This window comes from Niastella koreensis GR20-10 (assembly GCF_000246855.1).
GTDB classification, from domain to species: Bacteria; Bacteroidota; Bacteroidia; order Chitinophagales; family Chitinophagaceae; genus Niastella; species Niastella koreensis.
Map to the genome: position 1 here is coordinate 4,643,247 of NC_016609.1, position 23,475 is coordinate 4,666,721.

Annotated in this window: 20 protein-coding genes; 8 read left to right on the top strand and 12 right to left on the bottom strand. The window is 44.9% G+C overall.

The genetic code is table 11. From position 1 onward, the window contains the following. Nucleotides 1–165: 165 nt before the first annotated feature. The 3 genes from NIAKO_RS18125 to NIAKO_RS18135 all read right to left on the bottom strand — a co-directional run bounded on the left by NIAKO_RS18125 (nucleotide 166) and on the right by NIAKO_RS18135 (nucleotide 3,021). Complete coding sequence (locus NIAKO_RS18125; RefSeq protein ID WP_014219899.1) at nucleotides 166–615, bottom strand: DUF3276 family protein; 450 nt, start codon at nucleotides 613–615, stop codon at nucleotides 166–168. Between the two features lie 136 nt (nucleotides 616–751). Beyond that, the gene (locus NIAKO_RS18130; RefSeq protein ID WP_014219900.1) at nucleotides 752–2,575 is read right to left on the bottom strand and encodes an ABC transporter ATP-binding protein; all 1,824 of its coding nucleotides are present in this window, start codon (nucleotides 2,573–2,575) and stop codon (nucleotides 752–754) included. Between the two features lie 113 nt (nucleotides 2,576–2,688). After that, the gene (locus tag NIAKO_RS18135) at nucleotides 2,689–3,021 is read right to left on the bottom strand and encodes a hypothetical protein (protein ID WP_014219901.1); all 333 of its coding nucleotides are present in this window, start codon (nucleotides 3,019–3,021) and stop codon (nucleotides 2,689–2,691) included. Between the two features lie 150 nt (nucleotides 3,022–3,171). Between NIAKO_RS18135 and NIAKO_RS18140 the strand changes: the two genes are divergently transcribed. Beyond that, nucleotides 3,172–4,878: a glycoside hydrolase family 13 protein gene (locus tag NIAKO_RS18140; RefSeq protein ID WP_014219902.1), complete on the top strand. Its 1,707-nt coding sequence runs from the start codon at nucleotides 3,172–3,174 to the stop codon at nucleotides 4,876–4,878. 10 nt (nucleotides 4,879–4,888) lie between these two features. Next, a complete protein-coding gene (locus NIAKO_RS18145) occupies nucleotides 4,889–5,425 on the top strand; it encodes a pyridoxamine 5'-phosphate oxidase family protein (protein WP_014219903.1) in 537 nt (178 codons plus the stop codon). Between the two features lie 12 nt (nucleotides 5,426–5,437). Here NIAKO_RS18145 and NIAKO_RS18150 read toward each other — a convergent pair whose 3' ends face one another. Next, nucleotides 5,438–5,989 (bottom strand): pyridoxamine 5'-phosphate oxidase family protein, encoded by a 552-nt coding sequence (locus NIAKO_RS18150; protein WP_014219904.1) that lies wholly within the window; start codon nucleotides 5,987–5,989, stop codon nucleotides 5,438–5,440. A gap of 198 nt (nucleotides 5,990–6,187) precedes the next feature. Between NIAKO_RS18150 and NIAKO_RS18155 the strand changes: the two genes are divergently transcribed. Both NIAKO_RS18155 and NIAKO_RS18160 read left to right on the top strand, forming a co-directional pair. Beyond that, nucleotides 6,188–8,182, top strand: a complete 1,995-nt coding sequence (locus tag NIAKO_RS18155; protein WP_014219905.1) for a serine hydrolase — start codon at nucleotides 6,188–6,190, stop codon at nucleotides 8,180–8,182. Nucleotides 8,183–8,299: 117 nt separating this feature from the next. Beyond that, complete coding sequence (locus NIAKO_RS18160; protein WP_014219906.1) at nucleotides 8,300–9,496, top strand: MFS transporter; 1,197 nt, start codon at nucleotides 8,300–8,302, stop codon at nucleotides 9,494–9,496. 130 nt (nucleotides 9,497–9,626) lie between these two features. Here the strand turns inward: NIAKO_RS18160 and NIAKO_RS18165 are convergent, their stop codons facing one another. Further along, nucleotides 9,627–10,235 (bottom strand): Pr6Pr family membrane protein, encoded by a 609-nt coding sequence (locus NIAKO_RS18165; RefSeq protein WP_014219907.1) that lies wholly within the window; start codon nucleotides 10,233–10,235, stop codon nucleotides 9,627–9,629. A gap of 289 nt (nucleotides 10,236–10,524) precedes the next feature. Here NIAKO_RS18165 and NIAKO_RS18175 point away from each other — a divergent pair, with 289 nt between their 5' ends. Next, entirely contained in the window at nucleotides 10,525–10,926 is a 402-nt protein-coding gene (locus tag NIAKO_RS18175) for a hypothetical protein (RefSeq protein ID WP_014219909.1), read from the top strand. Between the two features lie 277 nt (nucleotides 10,927–11,203). Here the strand turns inward: NIAKO_RS18175 and NIAKO_RS18180 are convergent, their stop codons facing one another. From NIAKO_RS18180 to NIAKO_RS18210, 7 genes are all read right to left on the bottom strand, one after another. After that, a complete protein-coding gene (locus tag NIAKO_RS18180) occupies nucleotides 11,204–12,781 on the bottom strand; it encodes a RagB/SusD family nutrient uptake outer membrane protein (protein WP_041348906.1) in 1,578 nt (525 codons plus the stop codon). An 11-nt stretch (nucleotides 12,782–12,792) separates the two neighbouring features. After that, nucleotides 12,793–15,870 (bottom strand): SusC/RagA family TonB-linked outer membrane protein, encoded by a 3,078-nt coding sequence (locus NIAKO_RS18185; protein ID WP_014219911.1) that lies wholly within the window; start codon nucleotides 15,868–15,870, stop codon nucleotides 12,793–12,795. Nucleotides 15,871–15,904: 34 nt separating this feature from the next. Continuing rightward, nucleotides 15,905–16,921, bottom strand: a complete 1,017-nt coding sequence (locus tag NIAKO_RS18190; RefSeq protein ID WP_041346944.1) for a FecR family protein — start codon at nucleotides 16,919–16,921, stop codon at nucleotides 15,905–15,907. A gap of 74 nt (nucleotides 16,922–16,995) precedes the next feature. After that, nucleotides 16,996–17,562, bottom strand: a complete 567-nt coding sequence (locus tag NIAKO_RS36910; protein WP_014219913.1) for an RNA polymerase sigma-70 factor — start codon at nucleotides 17,560–17,562, stop codon at nucleotides 16,996–16,998. A 63-nt stretch (nucleotides 17,563–17,625) separates the two neighbouring features. Then, complete coding sequence (locus tag NIAKO_RS18200) at nucleotides 17,626–18,135, bottom strand: hypothetical protein (RefSeq protein ID WP_014219914.1); 510 nt, start codon at nucleotides 18,133–18,135, stop codon at nucleotides 17,626–17,628. 475 nt (nucleotides 18,136–18,610) lie between these two features. Continuing rightward, the gene (locus NIAKO_RS36915; RefSeq protein ID WP_014219915.1) at nucleotides 18,611–19,888 is read right to left on the bottom strand and encodes an alpha/beta fold hydrolase; all 1,278 of its coding nucleotides are present in this window, start codon (nucleotides 19,886–19,888) and stop codon (nucleotides 18,611–18,613) included. 117 nt (nucleotides 19,889–20,005) lie between these two features. Beyond that, a complete protein-coding gene (locus NIAKO_RS18210) occupies nucleotides 20,006–20,746 on the bottom strand; it encodes a hypothetical protein (protein ID WP_014219916.1) in 741 nt (246 codons plus the stop codon). A 325-nt stretch (nucleotides 20,747–21,071) separates the two neighbouring features. Here NIAKO_RS18210 and NIAKO_RS18215 point away from each other — a divergent pair, with 325 nt between their 5' ends. Genes NIAKO_RS18215 through NIAKO_RS18225 form a run of 3 tightly spaced genes read left to right on the top strand, consistent with a single transcriptional unit; the run spans nucleotide 21,072 to nucleotide 23,352 of the window. Beyond that, a complete protein-coding gene (locus tag NIAKO_RS18215; RefSeq protein WP_014219917.1) occupies nucleotides 21,072–21,497 on the top strand; it encodes a MarR family winged helix-turn-helix transcriptional regulator in 426 nt (141 codons plus the stop codon). 36 nt (nucleotides 21,498–21,533) lie between these two features. After that, the gene (locus tag NIAKO_RS18220) at nucleotides 21,534–22,889 is read left to right on the top strand and encodes an MFS transporter (protein ID WP_014219918.1); all 1,356 of its coding nucleotides are present in this window, start codon (nucleotides 21,534–21,536) and stop codon (nucleotides 22,887–22,889) included. Next, entirely contained in the window at nucleotides 22,798–23,352 is a 555-nt protein-coding gene (locus tag NIAKO_RS18225; RefSeq protein WP_041346946.1) for a cysteine hydrolase family protein, read from the top strand. Before NIAKO_RS18220 ends, NIAKO_RS18225 begins: the two co-directional genes overlap by 92 nt. Nucleotides 23,353–23,475 lie beyond the last annotated feature (123 nt).

Here is a 23,475-nt window from a genome sequence, read left to right on the forward strand (position 1 = left end):
TTTGTAAAAATTGCTTTGCGGTTGTGGGAGACTGTTGGCAAAGGGTAGAGATTTCTAATTTCTCATTCTTCATTTTTAATTTCTCATTACTCCCCTTCAGGGGCTGGGGGCATAAAAAAAGCTCCTTTCGGGAGCTTGCTAGATCATAAACCGTTTTATGGAAAATTACCATTTGTCAACTTCTTCACCGGCATCAGCAGCTGAGCTGGAACCATTGCTGGCGGCTGCACTGATTACTGGTTGCAATGCTGGCGCACTGGGAGGAGTGCTGGTGGCAGCAGGTGAATCCATTACATCGTCCATATCTGTATCTGCAACTTGATCGTGGTTGTAGGCGTCAAAATCAAAGTTAGGCATCAATTCAGTTTTCACATAGTCTACTGCTTCTGTCAACGCCTTCAAGAATTTGTTGAAATCTTCTTTGTACAAGAAGATCTTGTGCCTGTCGTACCCGTTTTCGTTGAATTTTTTGCGGCTTTCCGTAATGGTAATGTAGTAATCATTTCCACGGGTAGCCCTCACATCAAAGAAGTAGGTTCTTCTTTTCCCAGCTCTTATGCGTTTGCTATAAACGCTTTCCATACGTTTGTCGTTGTTTTCGTACGCCACAGTCATTTAAGTTTTGCAGTTAACAATTATCAAATTTTCACAAAAAAAAGCGTTACAAATATAATATTGTTTTAGAATCAACAAAATTTCATTAGCCTTTTACGAAGTAATTTCCCTTAATTATCCCCATTTGTGAGTCGTTTTAGCCCTCTTCCCGCTCCTGTTGCAGCTGTTGTTCGTATAAATACGCATAATAACCATTCAATGATAATAATTCACTATGTGTTCCGGTCTCCACAATTTTACCCTCGTCGAGCACTACAATGTTATCAAAATCGAATAAAGTAAAGATGCGATGCGTAATTATGATCGCCGTTTTATGTTGAAGATAAATACCCAGGTTACCCAGGATTTCTTTCTCGGTACGGGCGTCCACGGCGCTTAAACAATCGTCAAACACCACAACCTGCGGGTCTTTTGCCAGGGCGCGGGCTATGGAAATGCGTTGTTTTTGTCCACCGCTCAGGGTAACACCACGCTCCCCTACCATAGTGTCGTATTTTTCGTGAAACTGCTCTATCTCTTTTTCCACGCTGGCCGAACGGGCAGCTTTTACTGCGGTATCGGTATTTACTGTACTCCCGGGACTAAACAGGATATTATTATTAATGGTATCGCTGAACAGAAATACATCCTGCGGCACATAACTGATCTGGCGGCGCAGCTCCTGCAGGTCCATTTGCTTCAGATCAGTTCCATCTACCTTTATCTTCCCAACAGTAGGATCGTACATGCGTAATAACAATTGCGCAATAGTGGTTTTGCCACTGCCGGTATGGCCGATGATGGCGATTTTTTGTCCTTTTTTTATATGCAGGTTGAAATGGGTAAGCGCCTGAATGCCGGTATTTGGGTATACGAAGTCAACATTGTCGAATGCAATATCGCCCTGTAAAGTAGTTTTAACGGGATGCACCGGGTTTACGATAGCGGAATCGGTATTCAGAAATTCGTTGATGCGCTTTTGCGAAGCGGCCGCCCGCTGGATCATACTGGCCGTCCACCCAATGGCGCCAACCGGGAAAGTGAGCATATTTATATACATCACAAACTCGGCAATAGTGCTCATTTTAATATTATGCTGCCCGTAAATTGCGTAAATACCGCCAATCATAATGGCCAGCAGGGTACTAAGCCCGATCAACAAGGTCATGGAAGGGAAATACAACGCTTCCATTTTAGCCAGCCCAATCGCGTTCTCCTTATACTCCTCACTATTCTTATCAAAAAAACGGTACATCGCTTTTTCCTGTACAAAAGATTTGATAACCCTGATACCCGAATATGATTCCTGGGCATTGGTGGTTAAATCGCTTAACAATGCCTGGATGCGCTCACTCCTTCTGTTGATAATGGTGTTTACCACATAAATAGTAACGGCCAGAATAGGCAGCGGCGCCAATACATACAGGGTTAGCAAGGCGTCTTTTTTTACCATGTAATAAACCGACAGCGAAATAAGAGATACCAGGTTAATCAAATACATGATGGCTGGTCCCGTAAACATGCGCACCCGGCTAACATCCTCGGCCATGCGGTTCATGAGGTCGCCGGTACTATGGGTTTTGTAGAAATTGGAATCAAGTGTGAGGTAGTGTTGAAAGATCTGGTTCTTTTGGTCGTACTCGATGTGGCGGCTCATGACGATGATGGTTTGCCGCATCAGGAACATAAAAATACCCCGGATGAGGGCCAGCACCAGGATGACAATACCGCATAAAGCGATAACAGAAATGGTCCGGTTCTTTTCGGCCAGGTGAATGAACCAGTTCACCAGCCAGTCGTACTGCACCGGTTCTTTTTTTGATTCAATGCCAAAAGCCCGTTGCACTACATCGAACACGTAGCCGGTAACCTGCGGGGCCAATACGGCAAAGTAGTTGGAGATAACGATAAATACGATACCGAGGAGGAGTCTTAACCGGTATTTCCAGAAATATCTTTCTAACGCTTTTAAGTGTTTCATTCGTGCGCCAAAGGTAGGGCGCAAAGTTGAAAAGTTAACACGTTGACGGAGTTGACGAGGGCCTTCCGGCCCGGCCCACCGATTATTTATCAACCTGTTAACTTGTCAACCTATTAACTTGTTGACCTGTTAGGCCGTAAACTGCTCACTACTCCTATCACGCCAATCAGGCCAACAATGCCTAATAGCCCTATCAACAGGGGTATTTTGCCGGCTTTTGTTCCCACGGCGTTCATTTTTGGCGGAGCCGCTTCCATATCCCATTCATTTATAAGATCATATTCATCCCCTGACACTTCGTTCAGCGGATCATCTATGTCGGCCTCGTCGTTATGTTTTGTTGGAGTTTCTTTACGCACCACGTTGAAACTGTTACCGATTGTGGTCTCAAACTCACTATGCACCTGTGTGTTTGGGTCTGTATATGTAGATTTTTTCTTTCCCATAATGTATCGCTTTCAAAAGTTATACCCGCCTCGCCCGCCGTAGCCTTAGCGTAGGCGGGCCTCCTTCGCCAAGGCTACGGCGGCCAAAGGCGGCTGCTGTGGTACGTCAATTGCAAAAATGGTTCAGACATTAAAAAATAATTGCTACGTATGGAGATTAAGAACAAGGAATGGTGGAAGGAAACCGTGATTTACCAGGTTTATCCCCGCAGTTTTAAAGACAGCAACGGGGATGGGATCGGTGACCTTCCGGGACTTATTTCAAAACTCGATTATATTCAAAGCCTTGGGGTTGGCCTGGTATGGCTGAACCCTATTTATGCCTCGCCCAATGACGACAATGGGTACGATATCAGTAATTACGAAGCCATTTCACCCTCCTTCGGCACCATTGCCGATTTTAATACGCTGGTGGTTGGCCTGCACGCCAGAGGGATTAAACTGCTGATGGACCTGGTGGTTAATCACACGAGTGACGAACACCCCTGGTTTGTGGAATCGAGAAAATCGAGAGACAACCCCTATCGTGATTATTACCACTGGTGGCCGGCCGAAAAAGGAAAGCCCCCACACCGTTATAGCTTCTTTGATAAAAAAGGCGAAGCCTGGCAATTTGATGCATCCACCAACGCTTATTACCTGCATTACTTCAGTAACAAACAACCAGACCTTAACTGGGAGAACCCTAAAGTAAGACAGGACATTTATCAAATGATGCGCTTTTGGCTCGATAAGGGCATTGATGGTTACCGTATGGATGCCATTTCCTACATCGCCAAAGACACCCGCTGGCCGGTAGTTTCTAAAAAAGACCTGAGTGAAAAATATGAAGGCGACTGGAGTTACTTTTATGCCAAAGGACCTAAACTGCACGACTACCTGCATGAAATGCACCAGGAGGTATTGAGCAAATACCCTGATGCGGTTACGATTGCAGAGACACCCGGCATTCATAAAGAGGAAGCATTACTATTTGTACATGAGGACAGGCAGGAACTGCACATGCTGTATCATTTTAAAGGTATGGGCTTGGGCTATGCCAAAGAAGGGTTTAAACGGCCCGATCCCAATGGGTACAGCTTACCTGCCTTTAAAAAATTATATACTGAATGGAATGATGTATTTGCGAAGGAAGGCTGGGGCACTATCTATCTGGGCAATCACGATCAGCCGCGGATGCTTACCCGTTGGGGAAATGATTCGCCCGAATTCAGAATTCCCTCCTCCAAACTGCTCGTTACCTTTTTACTGACTATGCGCGCCACGCCAATTTTTTATAATGGCGACGAACTGGGCATGGTGAATATTAAATTCGATTCAATAGCCGATTACCGGGATATTGAAACGTTGTACATGTATCATTACCTGCAATACCACAAAGAAGACCTGGACCAATTTATTAAAGACCAGCAGTTTGGCGCCCGCGACAACAGCCGCACGCCTTATCAATGGAATGCCACCCCCAATGCCGGTTTTACTACCGGTGAACCCTGGATAAAAGTAAATGCCGATCACGTATATATAAACCAGGAAGCGCAGGATATGGATGGCAATTCGCCACTGAATTATTTCAGGCACCTGGTGCAGTTGCGAAAAGACCATATCGAACTCGTTTATGGTGAATACAAACTGCATGATCAGGAGCATGAGCAGGTGTATACCTACACCCGCACACTCGGTAATACTGCCACCCTGATCGTACTTAACTTTTCCGATGAATTGGTGCCTTACACCATTCCAAAGGAATTACATAAAAAACAATTTCAATTAATCAGTAATAATGAAACCTCCCTGCAACACGAAGGGCATAAGCTTATGCTGTTGCCCTGGCAGGCGGTGATCTTTAAATTAAAATAAACAATTCGTTATGGATAGCATTAACAAACAACAAAAAGAAAAAAACCACGAAGACCTTAACAACAAAGCGGCCGTTGATAAACTGCGTGAACTGATAGATAAAACAAAGACCTGTTTTTTCGATACCGGACATGCCTCTGTTGAATCGAGCGGTGTACGGCCGATGACTGTACAACAGGTTGATGATGCCGGCAACCTTTGGTTCCTAAGCGCCAATGACAGCCATAAGAATGAAGATATAGCAGCAGACCGCACGGTAAAACTGTTCTTCCAGGGTGCTGCCCATTCAGATTTTATGTACATCACCGGTAAAGCAGTAATTATACATGACCGCAATAAGATTGACGAGTTGTGGGAACCCATTATGAAGACCTGGTTTACAGAAGGCAAGGACGATCCCAGGATCTCAGTTATAAAATTTACTCCCGAAGATGGTTATTACTGGGACACCAAGCATGGTAAAGGAATTGCTTTCCTGAAAATGCTGGCAGGTGCGGCCACTGGTAAAACAATGGACGACTCTATTGAGGGGAAGTTGAAAATGTAAGTGTGCCGGCAATTACATAGTGCCCAGGGCTGTAGGCAAACCATCGAGGCTAACCCGGTTCTTTTCCTCTTTGTAAGCCTCCAGCCCTTCGGGGCCTTTTTTCTCGGCCCATTTTTGAGCATGGTCTCTTTCGCCCAGGTATTCGTACAGGGGCACACTAAAACCGCAGGAGGTTTGTACTTTATGAATATCCGCCACAATGATCTGCCGGGTTGCTAAAGGCAGCTCGAATAAAACCGACAATTCCGCCCATTCCGCATTGCCTGGTAATACAGTTGATCCTTTGCCATATAAACGCAGGATGTTCGGAGCATCTTCAAACGCACAAAACATAAAAGTAATGCGGCCATTTTCCAGCAAATGGGCCGAGGTTTCGTTACCACTGCCAACAATATCGAGATAAGCAACGCGGTTGGGCGACAAAACGCGGAAGCTGTTGAGCCCCTTGGGCGACAGGTTTACATGCCCATCGCCGCTTAACGGTGCGGAAGCCACAAAGAAGAGTTGCTGCTTTTCAATAAATGCCGCATGCTGGGGCTGTATGGAATCAAAAAACTTACCCATAGGAATCGATTAAGAGTACAAAGATAAAAAAAGAGCCCACGATATGGGATCTTGCGGACTTCATAGTCAGTGGTGAAACATTTTGCCAAGCTTTCATGCAACATATTAGCAATAAATACTACCTTAAGAAACAGATCTTCTCCGTTCCCTGTAACCTCCCTACCCCGCTGATCGTCATACCACCATTAATTAGTTACCATGCCGAACACCATCGTTAAGATCATCTCCCTGCTAACAGGCTGTTTCCTTATTTACCTGCCTGGTTGGGCCCATAATGGCAGCATTGCTTATGCTTATCCCCTTGGGGCCATTACTGTTGACGGTAATTTGTCTGACTGGCCCGGCAATGCCCAAAAGTATCCAATTGCCATGGACCTTTCCCCCGCTAAACCTAAAAACGAAGCTGACCTTTCAGGGTTCTTCCAGTTGGGTTACCGGCTCGATAATCATTCCTTATACATAGCCTTCACCATAACTGATGATGATTTTATTGAAGACACTTCGGAAAACGTGCGATGGAATACGCAGGATGGGTTGGAATTAAGCCTCGACGCCCGCCACCTGTTATCAGGGTCAGGCGTTGCCTCCTTTATGTACAGTAAAAAACTGCGCAATATCAATAACGCCTTTTATGATCCCTGGGCCGGCACTGCTAACTGGAGCATTATGGAAGTAGCCATGGTGCGTAATGGCAACACCCGCATATACGAATGGCGTATTCAGTTAGGAAATGAATTAGAGGTTGGAAAAACAATCGGGTTCGACTTTCATGTATTCGATAAAGATGGCGATGGCAGTTTCACTTATTCTGCCTGGGGTAAGGGAAGCGAAAAATATATGAACCCCAACAGCCTGGGCGATGTACTTATTCTGCCTACTACCACCAAACTGGGAACCCTTTCAGGAAAATTAAAGTGGGACAAACCGATATCGGCAAAATTACCCGGTCAGGTTTGTTTGATCGCCAATAAAAACCTGTGGGTGGCAACAACGTTGGACAGCCAGGGAAACTATTCAGCCATTGTACCTGTTGGCAAATACGAGATTGGTTTACGTGACAGGTATTACCGCACCGACAACCAGGTGTTTGGCACCTTGCTTCAAAAGCCGGTTACGGTAGATGTAAAAGCTGCACAAAATACAACCGCCCGTGATGTTATCATACCTTCCACGCCTGTACCTGATCTTCTTCCGGAGAAAGGCGTACTGTTTGACTTTACAGCATCCAATCCGAGCCAGGTTGATAATTTTATTGAAACTTACATGAAGTATTATAGCATACCCGGTGTTTCACTGGCTTTAATAAAAGATGGCAAAATGGTGTATCATAAAACCTATGGAGTTCGCAACGCCATGACCGGTGAAAAAGTGGATGATAATACGTTGTTTGAAGCCGCCTCTGTTACCAAACCGGTGTTTGCCTTTTCGGTTGAACGGCTGGCAGAACGCGGCATCATCAACCTCGATCAACCGTTATACACGTATCTTCCTTATAAGGATATAGAATATGACGAGCGTTATAAGTTAATGACCGCCCGGCATGTGCTCACCCACCGCACTGGTTTTCCCAACTGGCGCTGGATGAACGAAAGCGGCAAACTGGACCTCAAATTCGCCCCCGGCACCGGCTATGGTTATTCGGGCGAAGGGTTCGAATACCTGAAAATGGTAATTGAAAAGATCACGGGCAAACCGGTAGAACAGGTACTAAAGGAAGAAGTAATTGAACCGATCGGGTTGTATCATACATTCTTCTCAAAAAACGATTCGCTGCTACGCGTGAAGGCTAATGGACACTACGACAACCGGCCAAGCAAAATCGATCCGCCTGAAAAACCAGGCATGGCTTATTCCATGCATACCGAAGCAGCCATCTTTACGCGGTTTATGATCTATTTATTAGAACAAAAAGGACTGTCGCCCGCCATGTACGACAGCATCCTTACCAAACATTCTGAAGACACCACGTATCACCCAAGATACCCGAGCTATATTGGCATGAGCCTGGAGATCCGCGAAACACCCTATGGCAAATCGTTTGGCCATGGTGGCAATAACGGAGATTTCAAATGTAAGTTTGAAGTATACAAAGACCTGAAAATGGGTTACGCCATATTTACCAATTCCAATACATCCGATCAATTACTGGAAAACCTGCGTAAGTTGCTGGTAGAAGGGAAAGACAAGCCATAAAACACAAATAACATTTTTAACCAGGGGGTGATTGGCGCAATCACCCCCTACATTTGTCCGCATTACCACCTGTTATAGTCAAATGTTATTGGCAACTTTGCGATACATTTATAAGACATGGACCCTGTAAAGAAAACTTTTGTCTCCAAGGAATTCATTGCCTTTACGGCCAGTTCAATGATACTGACGGCCTTAGGCATCGATATTATGCTGCCGGCGTTTGCAGATGTGCGCAAATACTTTTCAGCAGGCAATAGCAGCACCGAAACGGCCCAACTGGTTTCCTGCTTTTTTATGGGACAGGTAACCCAGATCCTGTTTGGCTACCTTACTGACAGGCTGGGACGCTTACCCATACTACGGGCTGGCATTGTCTTATATGTTATCACAGGCTTCCTAACCGCATTTGCGGGCAGTTTGTACTGGATGTATGTATTTCGCTTTGTTGCCGGTATGGGGGCAGCAGCTGTTTTTATGACCTCTATAGCCTCTGTACGTGACCGGTATGCGGGCGATGCCATGGCAAGGGTTATGTCGCTGGTGTTGTTTGTATTTCTGTTCACACCTGTAGTGGCACCTGCGTTGGGTGCTTTAGTGTTGAAGTTCTATTCGTGGCGGGTGGTCTTCGCCATTCCACCCAGCTTTGCGGTGATCGTATTTATCTGGTCATTCCGTATGCAGGAATCACATTCTGCAGCTGCCAGAGTAAAAAACGATCTCAAAAATACGCTGCAAAAACTTAGGACGATCATCCAGAACCAGACATTTGTGCGATATGTAACGATAGCCACCGTCCTCTTTTCAGTATTCAGCTCGTATATCTCCAGTTCAGAGCGTATTATAGGCACCATTTATCAACGGCCCAAACTCTTCCCGGTAATTTTCGGAACTATTGGTTTATTCATGGCAATCGCTGCCATTAGTAATTCTTATTTTTCAAAAAGATTCGGCGCGCGTAGAACGCTACGTATACTATTAACGGGTTTTCTTGGTGTAGCAACTGTTCTTTTTGCATTGACACTTTTGTTGGGCGATCCACCGCCAGCCCTGTTGTTCTTCATATTGATGGGTATTATCTGCTGTATATTTATTGCAGCTGATCCCAACAGCTCGGCCATTGCGCTTGAACCATTGGGTGATAAAGCAGGGTTGGCTGCATCAGTATATGGCACTATCTTCTTCTTTGTAGGTTCCGGTATTGGCACCTTTATCAGCAACCAGTTAATAAAAGGCGTTGGTGCTTTAACAACCGGCTTTTTTGTAGCTGGACTGATTGTAGTGATGTTGGTGAATGGTTCCCCGAAAAACGCATAAAAGTCAAGCTGTGTAAGCTTATTGTATATTGAATTTTTCAATTAGCCTGGGAACTATTTCCTTTTTTCTTCACTATCAAAACCTCCATTAGCAAAGGCTTCATCCATAATCTTCCAGAATAATTCTGTATTCATCTTCGTTTAAGTTTTACTTTCCTTGTAGCAAACATAATAAGCAGTATTTGAATTACAACAAAAAAAACCAGGATCAATACCCCATTCAATAAAGCCCTGCCCATCCCCAGTTGACTGGCATCGATAAACGGATAAGGATAATTATAGGAGATCATTCCTCTCACCAATATGTAAACAAAATACACAAGCGGGTATATTAACCATCCGGGTATTTGTTTGTAATGGATGGCCGGTTTCTCCTCATATAAATACCAATAGATAGTAACGAGTATTGGAACAACTGTATGCAATAATTCATCAACTACCCATTGCAACCCCGTTGGTTGCCATAGATGCCGTAACAGGAACTGATACACTAAACCAACAATGAGAATATAACTGGTAACAGCCGTTAGTTTACCTGCCTTTTGGGTTATTCTTATATGTAGCAGCCTTCCGGTAAAAAACAAAGCTACCAGGGTGTTAGTGAGAATGGTAAAGAAACTTAAAAAGCTAACAAGTGTTTCCCCAATACCCAATTCCCTGTTTTCCAGCATCAATACTAATTGAGTAATAACTGCAAACCAGGCTAATAAAGCAATGATTATGGCGAGTATACGCTGCATAGCTTATGAGTTTAGCAACCCTAATTTAACCTTTTTAACCTTATTTATGGGGAATCTGATCACGTGAAAAACGCTTGGGCATCATGAGCCTATTTTTACAGAACCCGCTACCAGAGCAGGTTTTAACTTTTTACAAGGTCCTTACCGATACTAAAAACAGCGTTAGGTTGATTTCCAGGGGGCCCAAACGCGGTGTATGTTTGCATTACGAAACGCAGCTGACACAGACAAAAAGTGAACCGATCGTAAAAATACGCAAACAAGAAATATACATAAAAAGATTACAATTATGAAAGCAAGTAAATTAACAATCGCCCTTTTTACCTTAATCACTTTAACCGTAGGTTTTTCAACTGTAACCCTGGCCAGCGAAGAGCCTAAAAAGGCTGGTACTACTGAACTGAAGTTCATCGGCAACCTGAACAACTCACCAGTATTTGAATTGAGCCTGCTTAATTCAACAGAAGATGAACTCGCTGTAACCTTCCGTGATGACGCCGGTAACATCGTTTACACAAATACTTTCAAAGGTTCTGGCATCAACAAGAAGTTCCTGTTGAAATCTGATGGCTTTGAGAATACAGGTTTGAATGTAACAGTTAAGTCTGCAAAAAGTAACACTACTGAGGTGTATGCTATCAAAACCAACAACACTTACGTTGAAGAAACAGAAGTAAACAAAGTAAAGTAATAAGCTTAGTACCACGAACGTTACAATAAAGATCCGCAACTGGTCCCCCGATTTTATCGGGGGATTTTTTTTATGCAATAAAAAAACCACAAAACAATGTTTTGTGGGTGTGAAATATAACTTAGTATGCATTCCTGCTCTATCTGAAATAACCAAGCAGCTGAATTTTTACCAATAAACGTGCAAATAACACGGAAAAAGGGCCCCTCCAGTTTAACACTTTTACGGGGCCCTTTTTTGCCGGGATACAGATTGCGTTAATACGGAATAAGGGTTATCAATAACCGAAATTCTGTTGTAAACCGGGGTTCAGGATACGTTCGGCTGCCGGAATGGGGAAAATGCGCTTGTTTTTATCGGCGTCTGTTTTAAAACCCCAGGCATCTTCATACCGCCCAAACCGGATCAAATCGGTGCGGCGGGTGTTCTCCCAATTTAGTTCGTGCGCCCGCTCTTTTAACATATCATCCAACGTAAGGTTAGTCATAGGAGCTGCCTTTCTGGTTGTTCGCAGATCGTTCACCAATGAAAGTGCAGTAGTATTGTAAGTTGGTGCAGCGCCGCGCAAAATAGCCTCGGCCTTCATCAATTGAATTTCTGCCAAACGAAATACCGGCACATCGTTGCTTTGGTTACGATCGGTTGCCGTTACATCGGGATAATACTTGTTATTGCGGATCCCTTTTGCTTTCGCCAGTTCATCACCTCCCGCTTCAAATTTGGCCACATCACGTAAAGTTACATCGGCGCTAAAATTGAGTTGCCAGGTCACTGGTGTACTGCCATCGGTACCGGTATAGGTTGCATCAAGACCTACTTTAGTAGTAGTGATGTTTATTGGATTGCCCGCAAAATCAAATTGTTTACCAACAAGCCAAAGGGCTGTACGTACATCGTTCGGGTCATCGAAAAATGCATAGTATGATGCTATAGTGCTTACCGGGTTACTCAGGCGATACGCCAACCCATATTTTGCCTGTAATGCCGGATGAAAGGAATACCAGGTAAATTGTTCGCCCTGCGCTGCTGCATGGTCATAAGGAATGGCAAAGATGAATTCCGGTGTTTGCGGGCCATTGTCGGGGTAAAACATTTTCGCATAATCAGCAGCCAGTTTGTATTTGCCGGATTGAATAATCGTATCGCAGGCGGCCACACAATCGTTATACCGGTTAACGCCGGTATATATTGCTGCATTCAGGTACAGCCTGGCCAGTAAGGCATAAGCTGTATACAGGTTAGGGCGGCCATACTGGGCAGCATCTATTGCCCTGCTTAGGTCGGGCAGCGTGGCTTTTATTTCCGACTCAATGAGATTAAATGCCTCCACACGGCTTTTCTGTACTGGTTTGATGGTATCGCCAAAAGCAATGGGCATGGGTATATTTCCATACGCATCCATCATATAGTAAAACATAAGGGCCCGCAACAAGCGGATCTCTGCCGCTAAACTCTTTTTTACCGGGCTGTCTTTTGATGCGGCAAATAAAGCCAGAATACGGTTACAGGTGCTGATGGTGGTGAAACCCCAGGTCCAGCTGTCGCCAACGATCGGGTTATCTGGTGTCCAGCTATGGTAATGCAATTGTTGATAGCGGCCACCATCGTACCAGCCCCCCGCCCGGCTTGGAAGAATAGCCTCATCGGTGCTCAGCGTTTGCAGCTGCCAGTAAGCCAGGCAGAATGAACCGCGGAAACTGACGTAAGCAGGGCCCACAGCGGCAATGAACTGCTGATCGGTTTCCGGAAAGCTTTGCGGGGTCAGTTGATTTTCTACCGGTACATCTATTTTGGTACAGGCGCCCAATACAAGTAACCCGGCCAGTATAATGCAATAGCTATTTATCAGTTTCATACAATCGGAGTTCATAAACCAACATTTAAACCAAACATAAAGGACCTGGTACGGGGATAATAATCCTTGTTATCGATGCCTGGCGTAATACCACCCAGTGAAATCTCAGGATCGAGACCGCGGTATTGGGTAATCAATGCCAGGTTATTACCCGAAGCATAGATGCGTATTGAACGGATGCCTTTGATCAATGCAGGAATAGTATAACCTAATGTCGCATTATCCAGGCGCAGGTAAGCCGCATTCTCAATATACCGGGTGGAATAGAAATAGCCGTAGAGGTCGTTGGGTGAATCATTCGCCGAATATTGTGGAATGTTATAGGACGTTGCTGCGTCGGGACGGTTAAGATCGGCCAGCGTGGCATTCATAACCTTAGCACCTAGTGAAGCTCTCACAAAAATGTTCAGATCAAAGCTCTTATACTTCAGGTTGTTGTTCCAGCCAATCAGCAATTTGGGTTGTGCGCTTCCTGCATAGGCATTATCAATATAAGTTCTGGGCGATGGGGTGATCTTGCCATCCTTATCGTACCACTGGGAGATGCCGTTTGCATCTTTTCCGGCATACCTGAAGGTGAAGAACTGGCCAACGGGGTAGCCTGACTTCAGGATCTGTACATAGGCGCCGGTTTGGTTTTGTCCGCCCGGAGAAGCTCCCGGGGGATAGATGGAGTCCAGTTTATAAATATTGTTTGATAAGGAAAGTACCTTATTGCTGTTATGTGCCAGGTTCATCGAACTTGTCCATCGGAAACCGGCCGTCTTTACCGGCATGGCATCGATGGTCATTTCAAATCCCCGGTTTGAAATAGCGCCAACGTTTGCGGTATAGGTGGAGGTGAAAAATTGCGTAGTAGACACCGGATAAAACCAGATGAGATCGCTGGTCTTTTTGTTGTAATATTCAATGGTGGCTCTTACTTTACCTTTCAGTACAGCAAAGTCGATAGCGGTATTGAACATAGCCGTCTTTTCCCATTTCAGATCGGGGTTATCGTTTTGAGCGGGACCAATAGCATTTATAAATGAATTATTGTAAAAGAACTGGCCGGATGAGCTGTACTGAACTTTTGAGATCAATGGATCAAATCCTAATGAATTACCGGTGATGCCATAACTAACCCGCCATTTCAGGTCGCTGAATATTTGCTGCGTTTTAAGAAAGGATTCATCGATGGCGCGCCAGGCAAATGAAACGGAAGGAAAAGTAGCCCAGCGGTTATTAACACCAAAAGCAGAAGAGGCGTCACGACGAAGTGACGCCTGCAGCAAATACTTATCGCGAAAGCTATATCTGGCGCGGGTATAAAATGAAATAAGCCGCAGCTTTTGATATGGCGTAGTTCCCCAGTCGTTTCGATAGTTACCGGTGGGGCTTCCCAAACCTATATTGGTATACCCCAGCGCATCGGTAGGAAAGTTCTGGTTGCTGGCCTGAAAGCCATCGCCATTCACATCTTCCTGCCAGCTATAACCGCCCAGGATGTTGATGTCGTGTTCACCTGGTTTGCGGGCGAAGGTGAAAAAGGTTTCCAGCATTTTCCGGGTGCTCTCGTAAGCAGAGCGATACGCCACGCCGTTCCGGCCGGTTTGCAGGGTATACTGGCTTGTATAATAGGTTCCACTATTCCGCTGTTCGTTTTGTGAAGTGAGGCTCAGGTCGTATTTAAAACCAAACGGCAACAACACTTCCGCAGTCCCGTTCAACAGGGATGTTTTTGTTTTTACCTTTTGCCAGGCGTTGTTTTGTAACGACACCGGGTTGTAATACTGTACGCGTTGTAAATTCTCTGTATAAGTTCCATCTGCCTGTTTCACCGGCACCGTGGGCAAATAACGCAACATGTTAAACAGAATGATGTTTTGATCGGGCAGCAGGTTGGCATTATTGGTAGAAGAACTAATCAGCAAACTCAACTTCAGGTGATTGCCGAGCGCTTTTTGTTCAAGGCTGGCCCGGCCGATCAACCTGTTCATACCCGTGTTTCTCAATACCCCTTTATTGTCGAGATAACTAACAGCGGCATTATACATTAAGTTATTGGCGCCGCCACTGAACGCCAGGTGCTGGCTTTGTGATACCGCTGTTTGGGACACTTCCTTTTGCCAGTCGGTATTGGCGCCCTGGTCGTCGGAAGGGCTGAGCGCCTGGTTGTTTTTAGCCAGGTAGGCTTTCAACTGACCGGCGTCCATCATTTTAATGCGACGGGCCACTTGCTCAACCGAGATATAACTGTTATAATTTACCTGCGTTTGTGAGGGACGCCCTTTTTTTGTAGTAACGACAATAACGCCATTGGAAGCCCTGGTTCCATAGATGGCCGTAGCAGACGCATCTTTCAATACATCGATGGCAGCAATATCATCCAATGCTATCAGCTTGATATCGGCGCCCGGCACTTCATCGATCACATAAAATGGTTCCTGTGCAGCACCGGATCGCAAGGTAGAAGGACCACGCAGCGTAATCGTAGGCGTGCCATTAGGATCGCCTGAACGCGTAATGGTTAACCCGGCCACTTTGCCTTGCAACAGCCCGGCCGGGTTATTAAAATTTCCCTGGTTGAACTCCCCGCTTTTTACCGTACTAATGGAACTGGTCAATAATTTACGCGACTGGCGGCCATACCCTACCACAACCACTTCATTAAGGTCCTGGCCTTTTACAGAATCAGTACTGCTTTCGCCGGGGCTTTCATTAAGATTACCTGCACTGGATACTTTTTTGTGATAATTGGGATCTGCGGTCAATATCACCAGGCTGCCTTTGAACGACCAGGTGAGCGGACTGCCCACGAAGATCTTATTCAGCACCTGGCTGGCCGTTGCATCTTTCAGCTGCACCGTCACTTCCCTGCCATAGAGCGCTAAATTTGTTTCGTTATAAGAGAAGCTTAGTCCATACTGTTTTTCCAGTTCGGTAAAAACCTGGCGCAGGTTGGCGTGTTTAAAATGTATACTTGCTTTTTTTCCACTGTCCTGCGCACAGAGATCGACTGTAAGGAAAAATACAATCACCAAGGGCAGCACATTTCTAACCCTGCGGGTTAGGGGTCGGTTTAATAGTCCCTTTGGCTTTTTTTTCATACCATTAGTTAAGGTTTTACATTTTGGTCCCTTTCTATTTTAATACGATCAGGGTTCCCTGGCGGGTGAATTGAATACCTGCCGTCAGGGTTATTATGTCCAATGCATCTTCCAGCGTTTTATTATCCAGCACGGTGGTGATGAGGATCTTTTCTGCGGATGGGCTGGTGTATCGAAAACGAATGCCGTAGTAACGTTGTAATTCATCGGTCACTCCTTTCAGGGGTTGTTTACTGAACGTAAGTACCCCATTGCGCCAGCCGCCGGCAACATTGGCGTTGGCAATCGCGGTTACGTCGTAGCTTTTGGAAACCGTATCATATTGCAGCCGCTTACCGGGATCCAGTACCGCTAACTGCGTTCCATCCTTATGTACCCCTACCTTGCCGCTGGTAACTGTTACTTCAATGTTTGCATCACCGGGATAACAGCGCACATTAAATGCGGTACCTATGTCAACCGTAGTAATGGACCCGGTTTTAACGGTAAAGGAACAGCGTTCATCGTGTTTAACTTCAAAATAAGCCTGCCCTTCCAGCAACACCAGGCGGTTGCCATCAGTTGACTGTTTGAACCGGAGCGTACTGGCAGCGCCCAGGTAAACCCGGGAGCTGTCCGGCAACAACAACGTAGTTTGATGTCCCGGCTCGTTATGAAAGTACAATTCTTTAGCAGCCAGCTGTTTTGAACGCTTGTCAACAAAAGCACGCCACAGCCAGTTGCCGGCAATTAACAGGATCACAGCTGCTGCAGCCGCATAGATCACATGCAGGCGCCGCACGCGTACTCCTTTAACAGGTTCCTCTTCTGTAATTCCTTTATCGCGCCTGGCCAGGTAAAAACGAAATCTGGCATATTGTTCCGGCATACCAGGCAACGCAGGAAACGCAGCATTACTCAACCACTCCCACTCCTCCTGCATAAAACTATGCAGGCTGTTGCGGTACGCTTCATCGGTCAGGTATTCTTTAATCTGAATCAACTGGTCCTTTGAGCAATTCCCTTCTATATATTGATATAATAATTGTCTATCGATCTCTTTCGAGGGCATACAAGTAGATTTCCATAAATGATACACAGAATTGTTCACGAACCCCCAGTGCATAACAATTTGATAACATAGTCTTACAGGAAAGAGTGAAGGTATTGCAGCATGGCTACGCGCAACTGCTTTAGCGCAGACCCTATGTGGTTTTCCACTGTTTTTGGGGAGATCTTCAGTTTACTGGCTATTTCTTTGTAACTGAGCCGTTCATTACGGTGAAGGAGAAATATGAGCCGGCGCTGTGGAGGTAATTCAGACAGGGTGTTGTAGTAAAGGGCTTCCATTTCTTTTAATACAACCGGATCGTAGGAATCAGCAATACCATTGCCGGCTGCCCCTGCTACTTCGCCTTGTAAGGTATCGAGAGATAGCAGCCCATCAATTTTGCGTTGCCAGTGATTGATGAGGTGATTGCGGGCTGCGGTAAAGAGGTAATTTTCAAATGTTTCGTGATTGGTTATGGCCGACTTCTTTTCCCAAACGCGCGCCAGCACTTCCATAGAAAGATCTTCGGCCCAGAATTCATTTTTTAAATAACGGAAGGCATAGCGATGCACCCGAGGATAGTAATAAGCAAACACTTCTTCGAATGCTTTTTCCTCATTTTGCAGCCATAACCTGATATAGTGGTAAATATCCTTCTCCATGAAGTACAGGAATCGTTCTTCACCGCGCAAAATAAGCAGTATATGTGAACTGAATATTATGCCTTAGTTAGCATACTCAAAGAAATTGGTTGCACCAGTGAACAGCGGTACTGTTACCTTAAATTCCAGATTGCTTTGTTGTTGATCGTAGAGAAAGATCGAAATATCCCAATCATTATTAACGGCTCCGGAATACATCCCAACAGCATCGATAACCAGCATACCACTGCAGTTGCCCGCGCCAAAATGGTCAGTAAGAATTCCACCCAATGGCAGTACCAATCCATCCTCGTCAATCTCAGCCAGGTCAAGCGGCAACAGGCCACGGATATTCATGGCTATCTGCACCCGCTCGCGCGATTTAACAAACCATTCGTTGGAGCTATGTCCATTCAAATGCATAATGTATTCCCAGTCGCCATCGAGGTTCAGCGTCCCTTTTTCAAAATCAATGGTAATATTCAACAACGGTAAGTTTTTGGGATACACCCTTTTCTTATCCATAAAATCCATGGCCACTGATGAAAAAGGAACCATGTAGGTTAATTTTTGTAATGGTGATTGCGGTGTCATAGTTTTACTTTTTAAATGCAGGATAAATTTACACCCGCTACATCCGCATTCTAGCCGCCAGTCGTTGAACAGGCAAATTCGGTCGCTCATCTCAACTTATATATTGATCCACTTTTTGAATTACCTGCTAATTAAAAAGCTCCCCGCCGTGCGAGGAGCCTCTTACCTAAAACTCACTGTATATTAATAACCGCCCTATAATACTTGCCTGTTGACAGCTCAAAAGTAGAACGGCAAATGTGTTTCACCTACGACCGATCGGCCAACAGGCAATTTGAGTCGTTGAATGCGGACATAAGAACCTGCATCAGCATCCTTACCGACAGTTTACGCCTTTTCACCGATTGCGGCCGGAACAGGGCCCTCTGCTAAAATAGCTTTGTGAAAAGATTAGCGCTAAACGGCGTTCCTGTGATAAACCCTGAATGGCCTTGCCGGAATGGCGGGCCATTCTAAATATAATTGCTGCAGCGCATTATTTTTTCTCTAAAAACTCCAGCACTGCCTTATTGAACGAGGCGGGGTTTTCTGCCGGATAATAATGTGTTTGCCCGGGTGCAATGAGTAAAGTACTGTTGGGAATATGTTCAGCTATCAGTTTGGTATGTCCCTCTTTTACTACATCCTTTTCACCGGCGACTACCAACACCGGGCATTTGATTGCTTTTAATTCATCTGCTGTATGCTTTGGTTCGGTCAATAATAAATTGATCAACCTGGTTCTGTTTTTTGCATCGGCGGAAGTATTGTTCTTTAATTCGTCCAGCTGTTTATTCAAGGTTTTAAATATCCAATCATCCACCACTGTATTATCAATAAAAATAACAGCGCCCATAGCTACCAGCTTTTTTACCCTGGCGGGATATTTCATAGCCATAATGAGTCCGGTATTGCCACCATCGCTCCAGCCAAGTATATTGGCTTTATCGATATGCAAGTGATCCAACAGGCCAATCATATCTTCGGCAAACAGATCGTAAGTATAGGTTTTGCCATCCTCACCTGACTTTCCCTGTCCGCGGGTATCAATGGCAATTACCTGGTAGTGCCTGGCCAATTCGGGGATCTGCGATTTAAACAAACTGATTGAGGAGGAATTGCCATGTAATAACAACAAAGGTTCCCCTTTGCCATAGGTTTCATAATAGATATCTATCCCATTCACTACTGCATAGCTGCCTGTTTTTTCATTATTCCCAAATGAATCGCTTCTAAAGTCCGCCCCATCCACTTTTAAAGCCTGTTTGCCCTCATAGGCCGACTCTTTTGTAAGGCTTACATTAAATCCTTTTGGGTTATTTATGTTGTACCATAATTTCAGCGAATCTGCTTCAAAACCGTTATTGGCTATTGGCACCTCTTCATACTTATCGCCGCTGGTTTCTACCCATAACCTGAAATTATCATAATAATAAATCCCGCGGCCGGAAAATGATGCGCTGCAGATCATGTAAGCGGGGTCTTTTCCTATTTTGCCATTGATCGTATAAACACCCCAGTTACTACTTTTAACTAACTGATCGTTTAAATTATAATGAGCAATAATTTCTCCTTTGGTATTAAAAACCCGGACAAGTATGGCAGCCCCACTGGCGGAATCGGTGGTTTGTGTTTTAATGGCGGCTTCCAGTTTAAACTTTTTGCCGGCATAAGCGGATAAATTCACAGTAGTGAATACTTCGCCCCAGTCCCGGTCAGTTTGTGCATGCAGGAATACAGGAAAAAGGAGGATAAGCCAGGATAAAAATTTCATAACGGGTCGCAATTTGACAGCTAAGCTACAATAAATCACTTAGCTACAGAACCGGACCTGTTTTAAAAAGATGGATACTTTTTTTGGGAAGAAAGAAAAAGAAGCCACATAATTACCTTATTGCTCATACGTATAACTTCTGATGGTTATTCTCCCATCGCTGCCAGCTGCTTTTTCATTGATCAGCCTGTTTTTGTCATCGAACGTGTAAGTGTGTTCTGTTTGAACGGTTGTTCCAAAACGTGTGGTAAATGTATGGGAAGGCAATTCCTCCTTAAAAGGAAAATAGAAGGGCTCCAGCTGTACGGTATTTTGCAAAGCTTTGTCGTACCCATAGGAGGTTTCATAATAACTATCCGATTCTTTGGTCAATACTCCTTTGATATCGTACTGGAAAGTGATTGTATTATACAACACCGGTGGCAACAGGTAGGAAATGAGGTATTGCTTTTGTTTTATCAGTTTCTTATCCACATCATAAACAAACTTCACCGATTCGGTATCCCGCATGTTATTATACCCATAGGTACTGTCGATCAACGAAAGACTATTGATAAAATACAGGTTGTGGGAAATCACATTATTGTCTTCAATCTTATCGAAAGTAAAGGAATTCTCGGCTGAATATTGATACACCAGGCGGTGACCAGGTTTGGTCGTTGACTCTATACTGGTTATCCTGTCCTTTTCGTCGTAATTAACATTATAAGTTTCTACCACATGTCCACCCACCGCGGTAATATCCTCGGTATAGGTCTTTAATTTGTGGCTGGCGTTGTTATTGGCTGAATCTTTTCCGCAAGAGGAAACAGCTGCTAAAAGCAGCAACAGGTAGCAATAAATAATCGTTGTCTTCATAGCTAAAAAGGCCTTAGGGTTACATAGTAACGGGTGCGAAACTATAAAAATTATCCATTCCTGCCTGATAAATCATATAAGTGTGTCATTTAAGGGGTTTTCCGCGCAGTTTTGGCCATAAACGCGGAACGTAAAACGCCGAAAATACCGGATTACAGCGTTTAGCTTTCCGCATTCAGCGCCTTCCATCCTCATGACAACTATTTGCATGGGGTGATCTCAGGCAGCCCTTAACATTAAATTAAGATTAATACGACTTTGTTCACTTTTAAGCCCGGCAGAAAAAGTGTAATTTTGTAAGGTAAACTAACAAGTTTTACTGACAATGCCACCAATTAAATTATCATCTTCCCTGCGTATGGCGGTAGCTGCCCTGCATAAGGGGTTACGAAAACAGGCTTCCTATACTTCGTCTTATTCCATGACCGAGCTGGAAACAATAGGCTTTATTTCCCGAAATAATGACATCCTGGCATCGGAACTGGCTTCATTGACACGTATTACCACCCAGTCGATGTCGCAGATCCTGAAGAAGTTTGAATCCCAGGGACTAATAGCGCGTACCGGTTCATCGGATGATAAACGCAAAATGCATATCTCCCTCACTCCTGCCGGTGAAAAACTGGTGAAACAAAACAGGTATGAAAGAGATGCATTCCTGCAAAAAAGAATTGACCTGCTTACCGAAAAAGAAGTGGCATTATTAGAAAAGGTAGTACCCATACTTGAAAAGCTTGCTGCCGTAGATTAACTGATTATTAATTAAAGTTGAAGAAGAGGAGCGGACATGAGTTTCACCAATACGTTCAGATCGTTTAAAAGCCGGAATTACAGTTTATTTTTCTTCGGCCAGCTGATTTCGCGCGTAGGTACCTGGATGCAGCGTATGGCCGTTATCTGGGTAGTATACACCATGACCCATTCCGTATTCATGATCGGGTTAACCACATTTGCCGAACAGTTCCCATCCTTTTTATTATCTCCTGCCGGTGGTATTGCCGCCGATCGGCATAACAAACAAAAGCTGGTGCTGATAACCCAGATCCTGGCGGCCCTGCAGGCAACTGCGCTTGCTATAGTTTATTTAACAGGGTATCACCAGGTTTGGCTGATCCTTTCGCTGAGTGTAGTGCTGGGGATTGCCAATGCCTTTGAAGTGCCTGCGCGGCAATCGATGGTGAACGACCTCATCGATAACAAGGAAGACCTGCCAAATGCCATTGCCATCAACTCATCGCTTAATAACCTTTCCAGGTTACTGGGCCCGGCACTTTCAGGTTTTGTACTGGCCCGCTATGGCGCAGGGGTTTGCTTTGCCTCCAATGCCATCAGCTTTATAGCCGTAATTGCCTCACTGATGATGATGAAGGTTCCGCAGCAACTTGCCGCAACTGTCAAAAAGAAGATTGCTGCTGATTTTAAAGAAGGATTGAATTATGTAAAACGCCATCACGAAATTGGCAACACCGTATTACTGCTGGCCCTGACCTGTTTACTGGTGAACACTTATAACACGCTGATCCCGGTATATGCAAAAGAGATCTTTAATGGAAATGCAGCCACCTACGGTTATCTCAGCGCCTTTATAGGCCTGGGTGCAGTAATCAGTACCTTGTCAATCGCATCGCGCAAACCCGGCCATAATATGAAAAAGGTATTACGCATCAACATCATTGTGGTAGGATTCGCGTTGATCGCATTCTCTTATACGCATTTATTCCCGGTGAATTTATTACTGGCTACTGTAGCTGGTTTTGGAACCATGTCGGTAATCCCTATCTGTAATACCATTATCCAGCTAGCCTCCTCTCCCGAAATGCGGGGCCGCGCCGTGAGCTTTTTCACCATGGCTGCATTTGGCACCATACCCATTGGCAGTTTGCTGGTAGGCTGGTTGTCTAATTATATAGGTCCGCAAAATTGTATCCTGGCGCAAGGTATTATTGCCCTGGTGATCGCAGGTTGTTTTTCAAAATTCCTGTCGGGCAACATGGAAACTGCCAAAATAGAATCATCTGGCATCAAAACAAAAAATACAAAACAATATCTACATGAAACAACAAACAGCACTGTTGGTAATGGACATGCAGCTGGGCATCTTGCAGAACTTCCCCAGCACCGGCAAGGTAGTGGAAACAATTAAGGAGGCTATTGAAAAGGCCCGCACCAATAATATCCCGGTAATCTATGTAAGGCTTTTCTTCCGCCCCGGCTTTCCCGAGATCAGCCCCGGCAACAAAATGTTCGAATCCTTCAAACAGCAGGCGGCCGCAATTCCTATGGAAACCTATTCACAAATCCATCCGGATCTTGCGCCCGGGGAAAACGAGATCATAGTGCACAAAAAAAGAGTAAGCGGTTTTACCGGCAGCGACCTGGAGATTGTTTTGCGTTCATTGGGCATAAACCACCTGGTACTAACGGGTGTAGCTACCGGCGGCGTGGTATTATCAACCCTGCGCGAAGCAGTTGATAAAGATTATGCAGTTACGGTGTTACATGATTGCTGCGCCGACAGGGATGAAGAAGTGCACCGGGTATTGACTACCAAAGTATATCCCCGCCAGGCTACCGTTGTTTCTGTAAGCGAATGGATACCACAATAGGCTATGCGCACTTTCGCCGCATCGTTCAATCATTGCATAAAGCACCAATTTAACAACCAACGCTGTCGATTTCAGGCATTATGATGCAATCGGTTACGCCTAAATGTTCACATAAGTTATCCT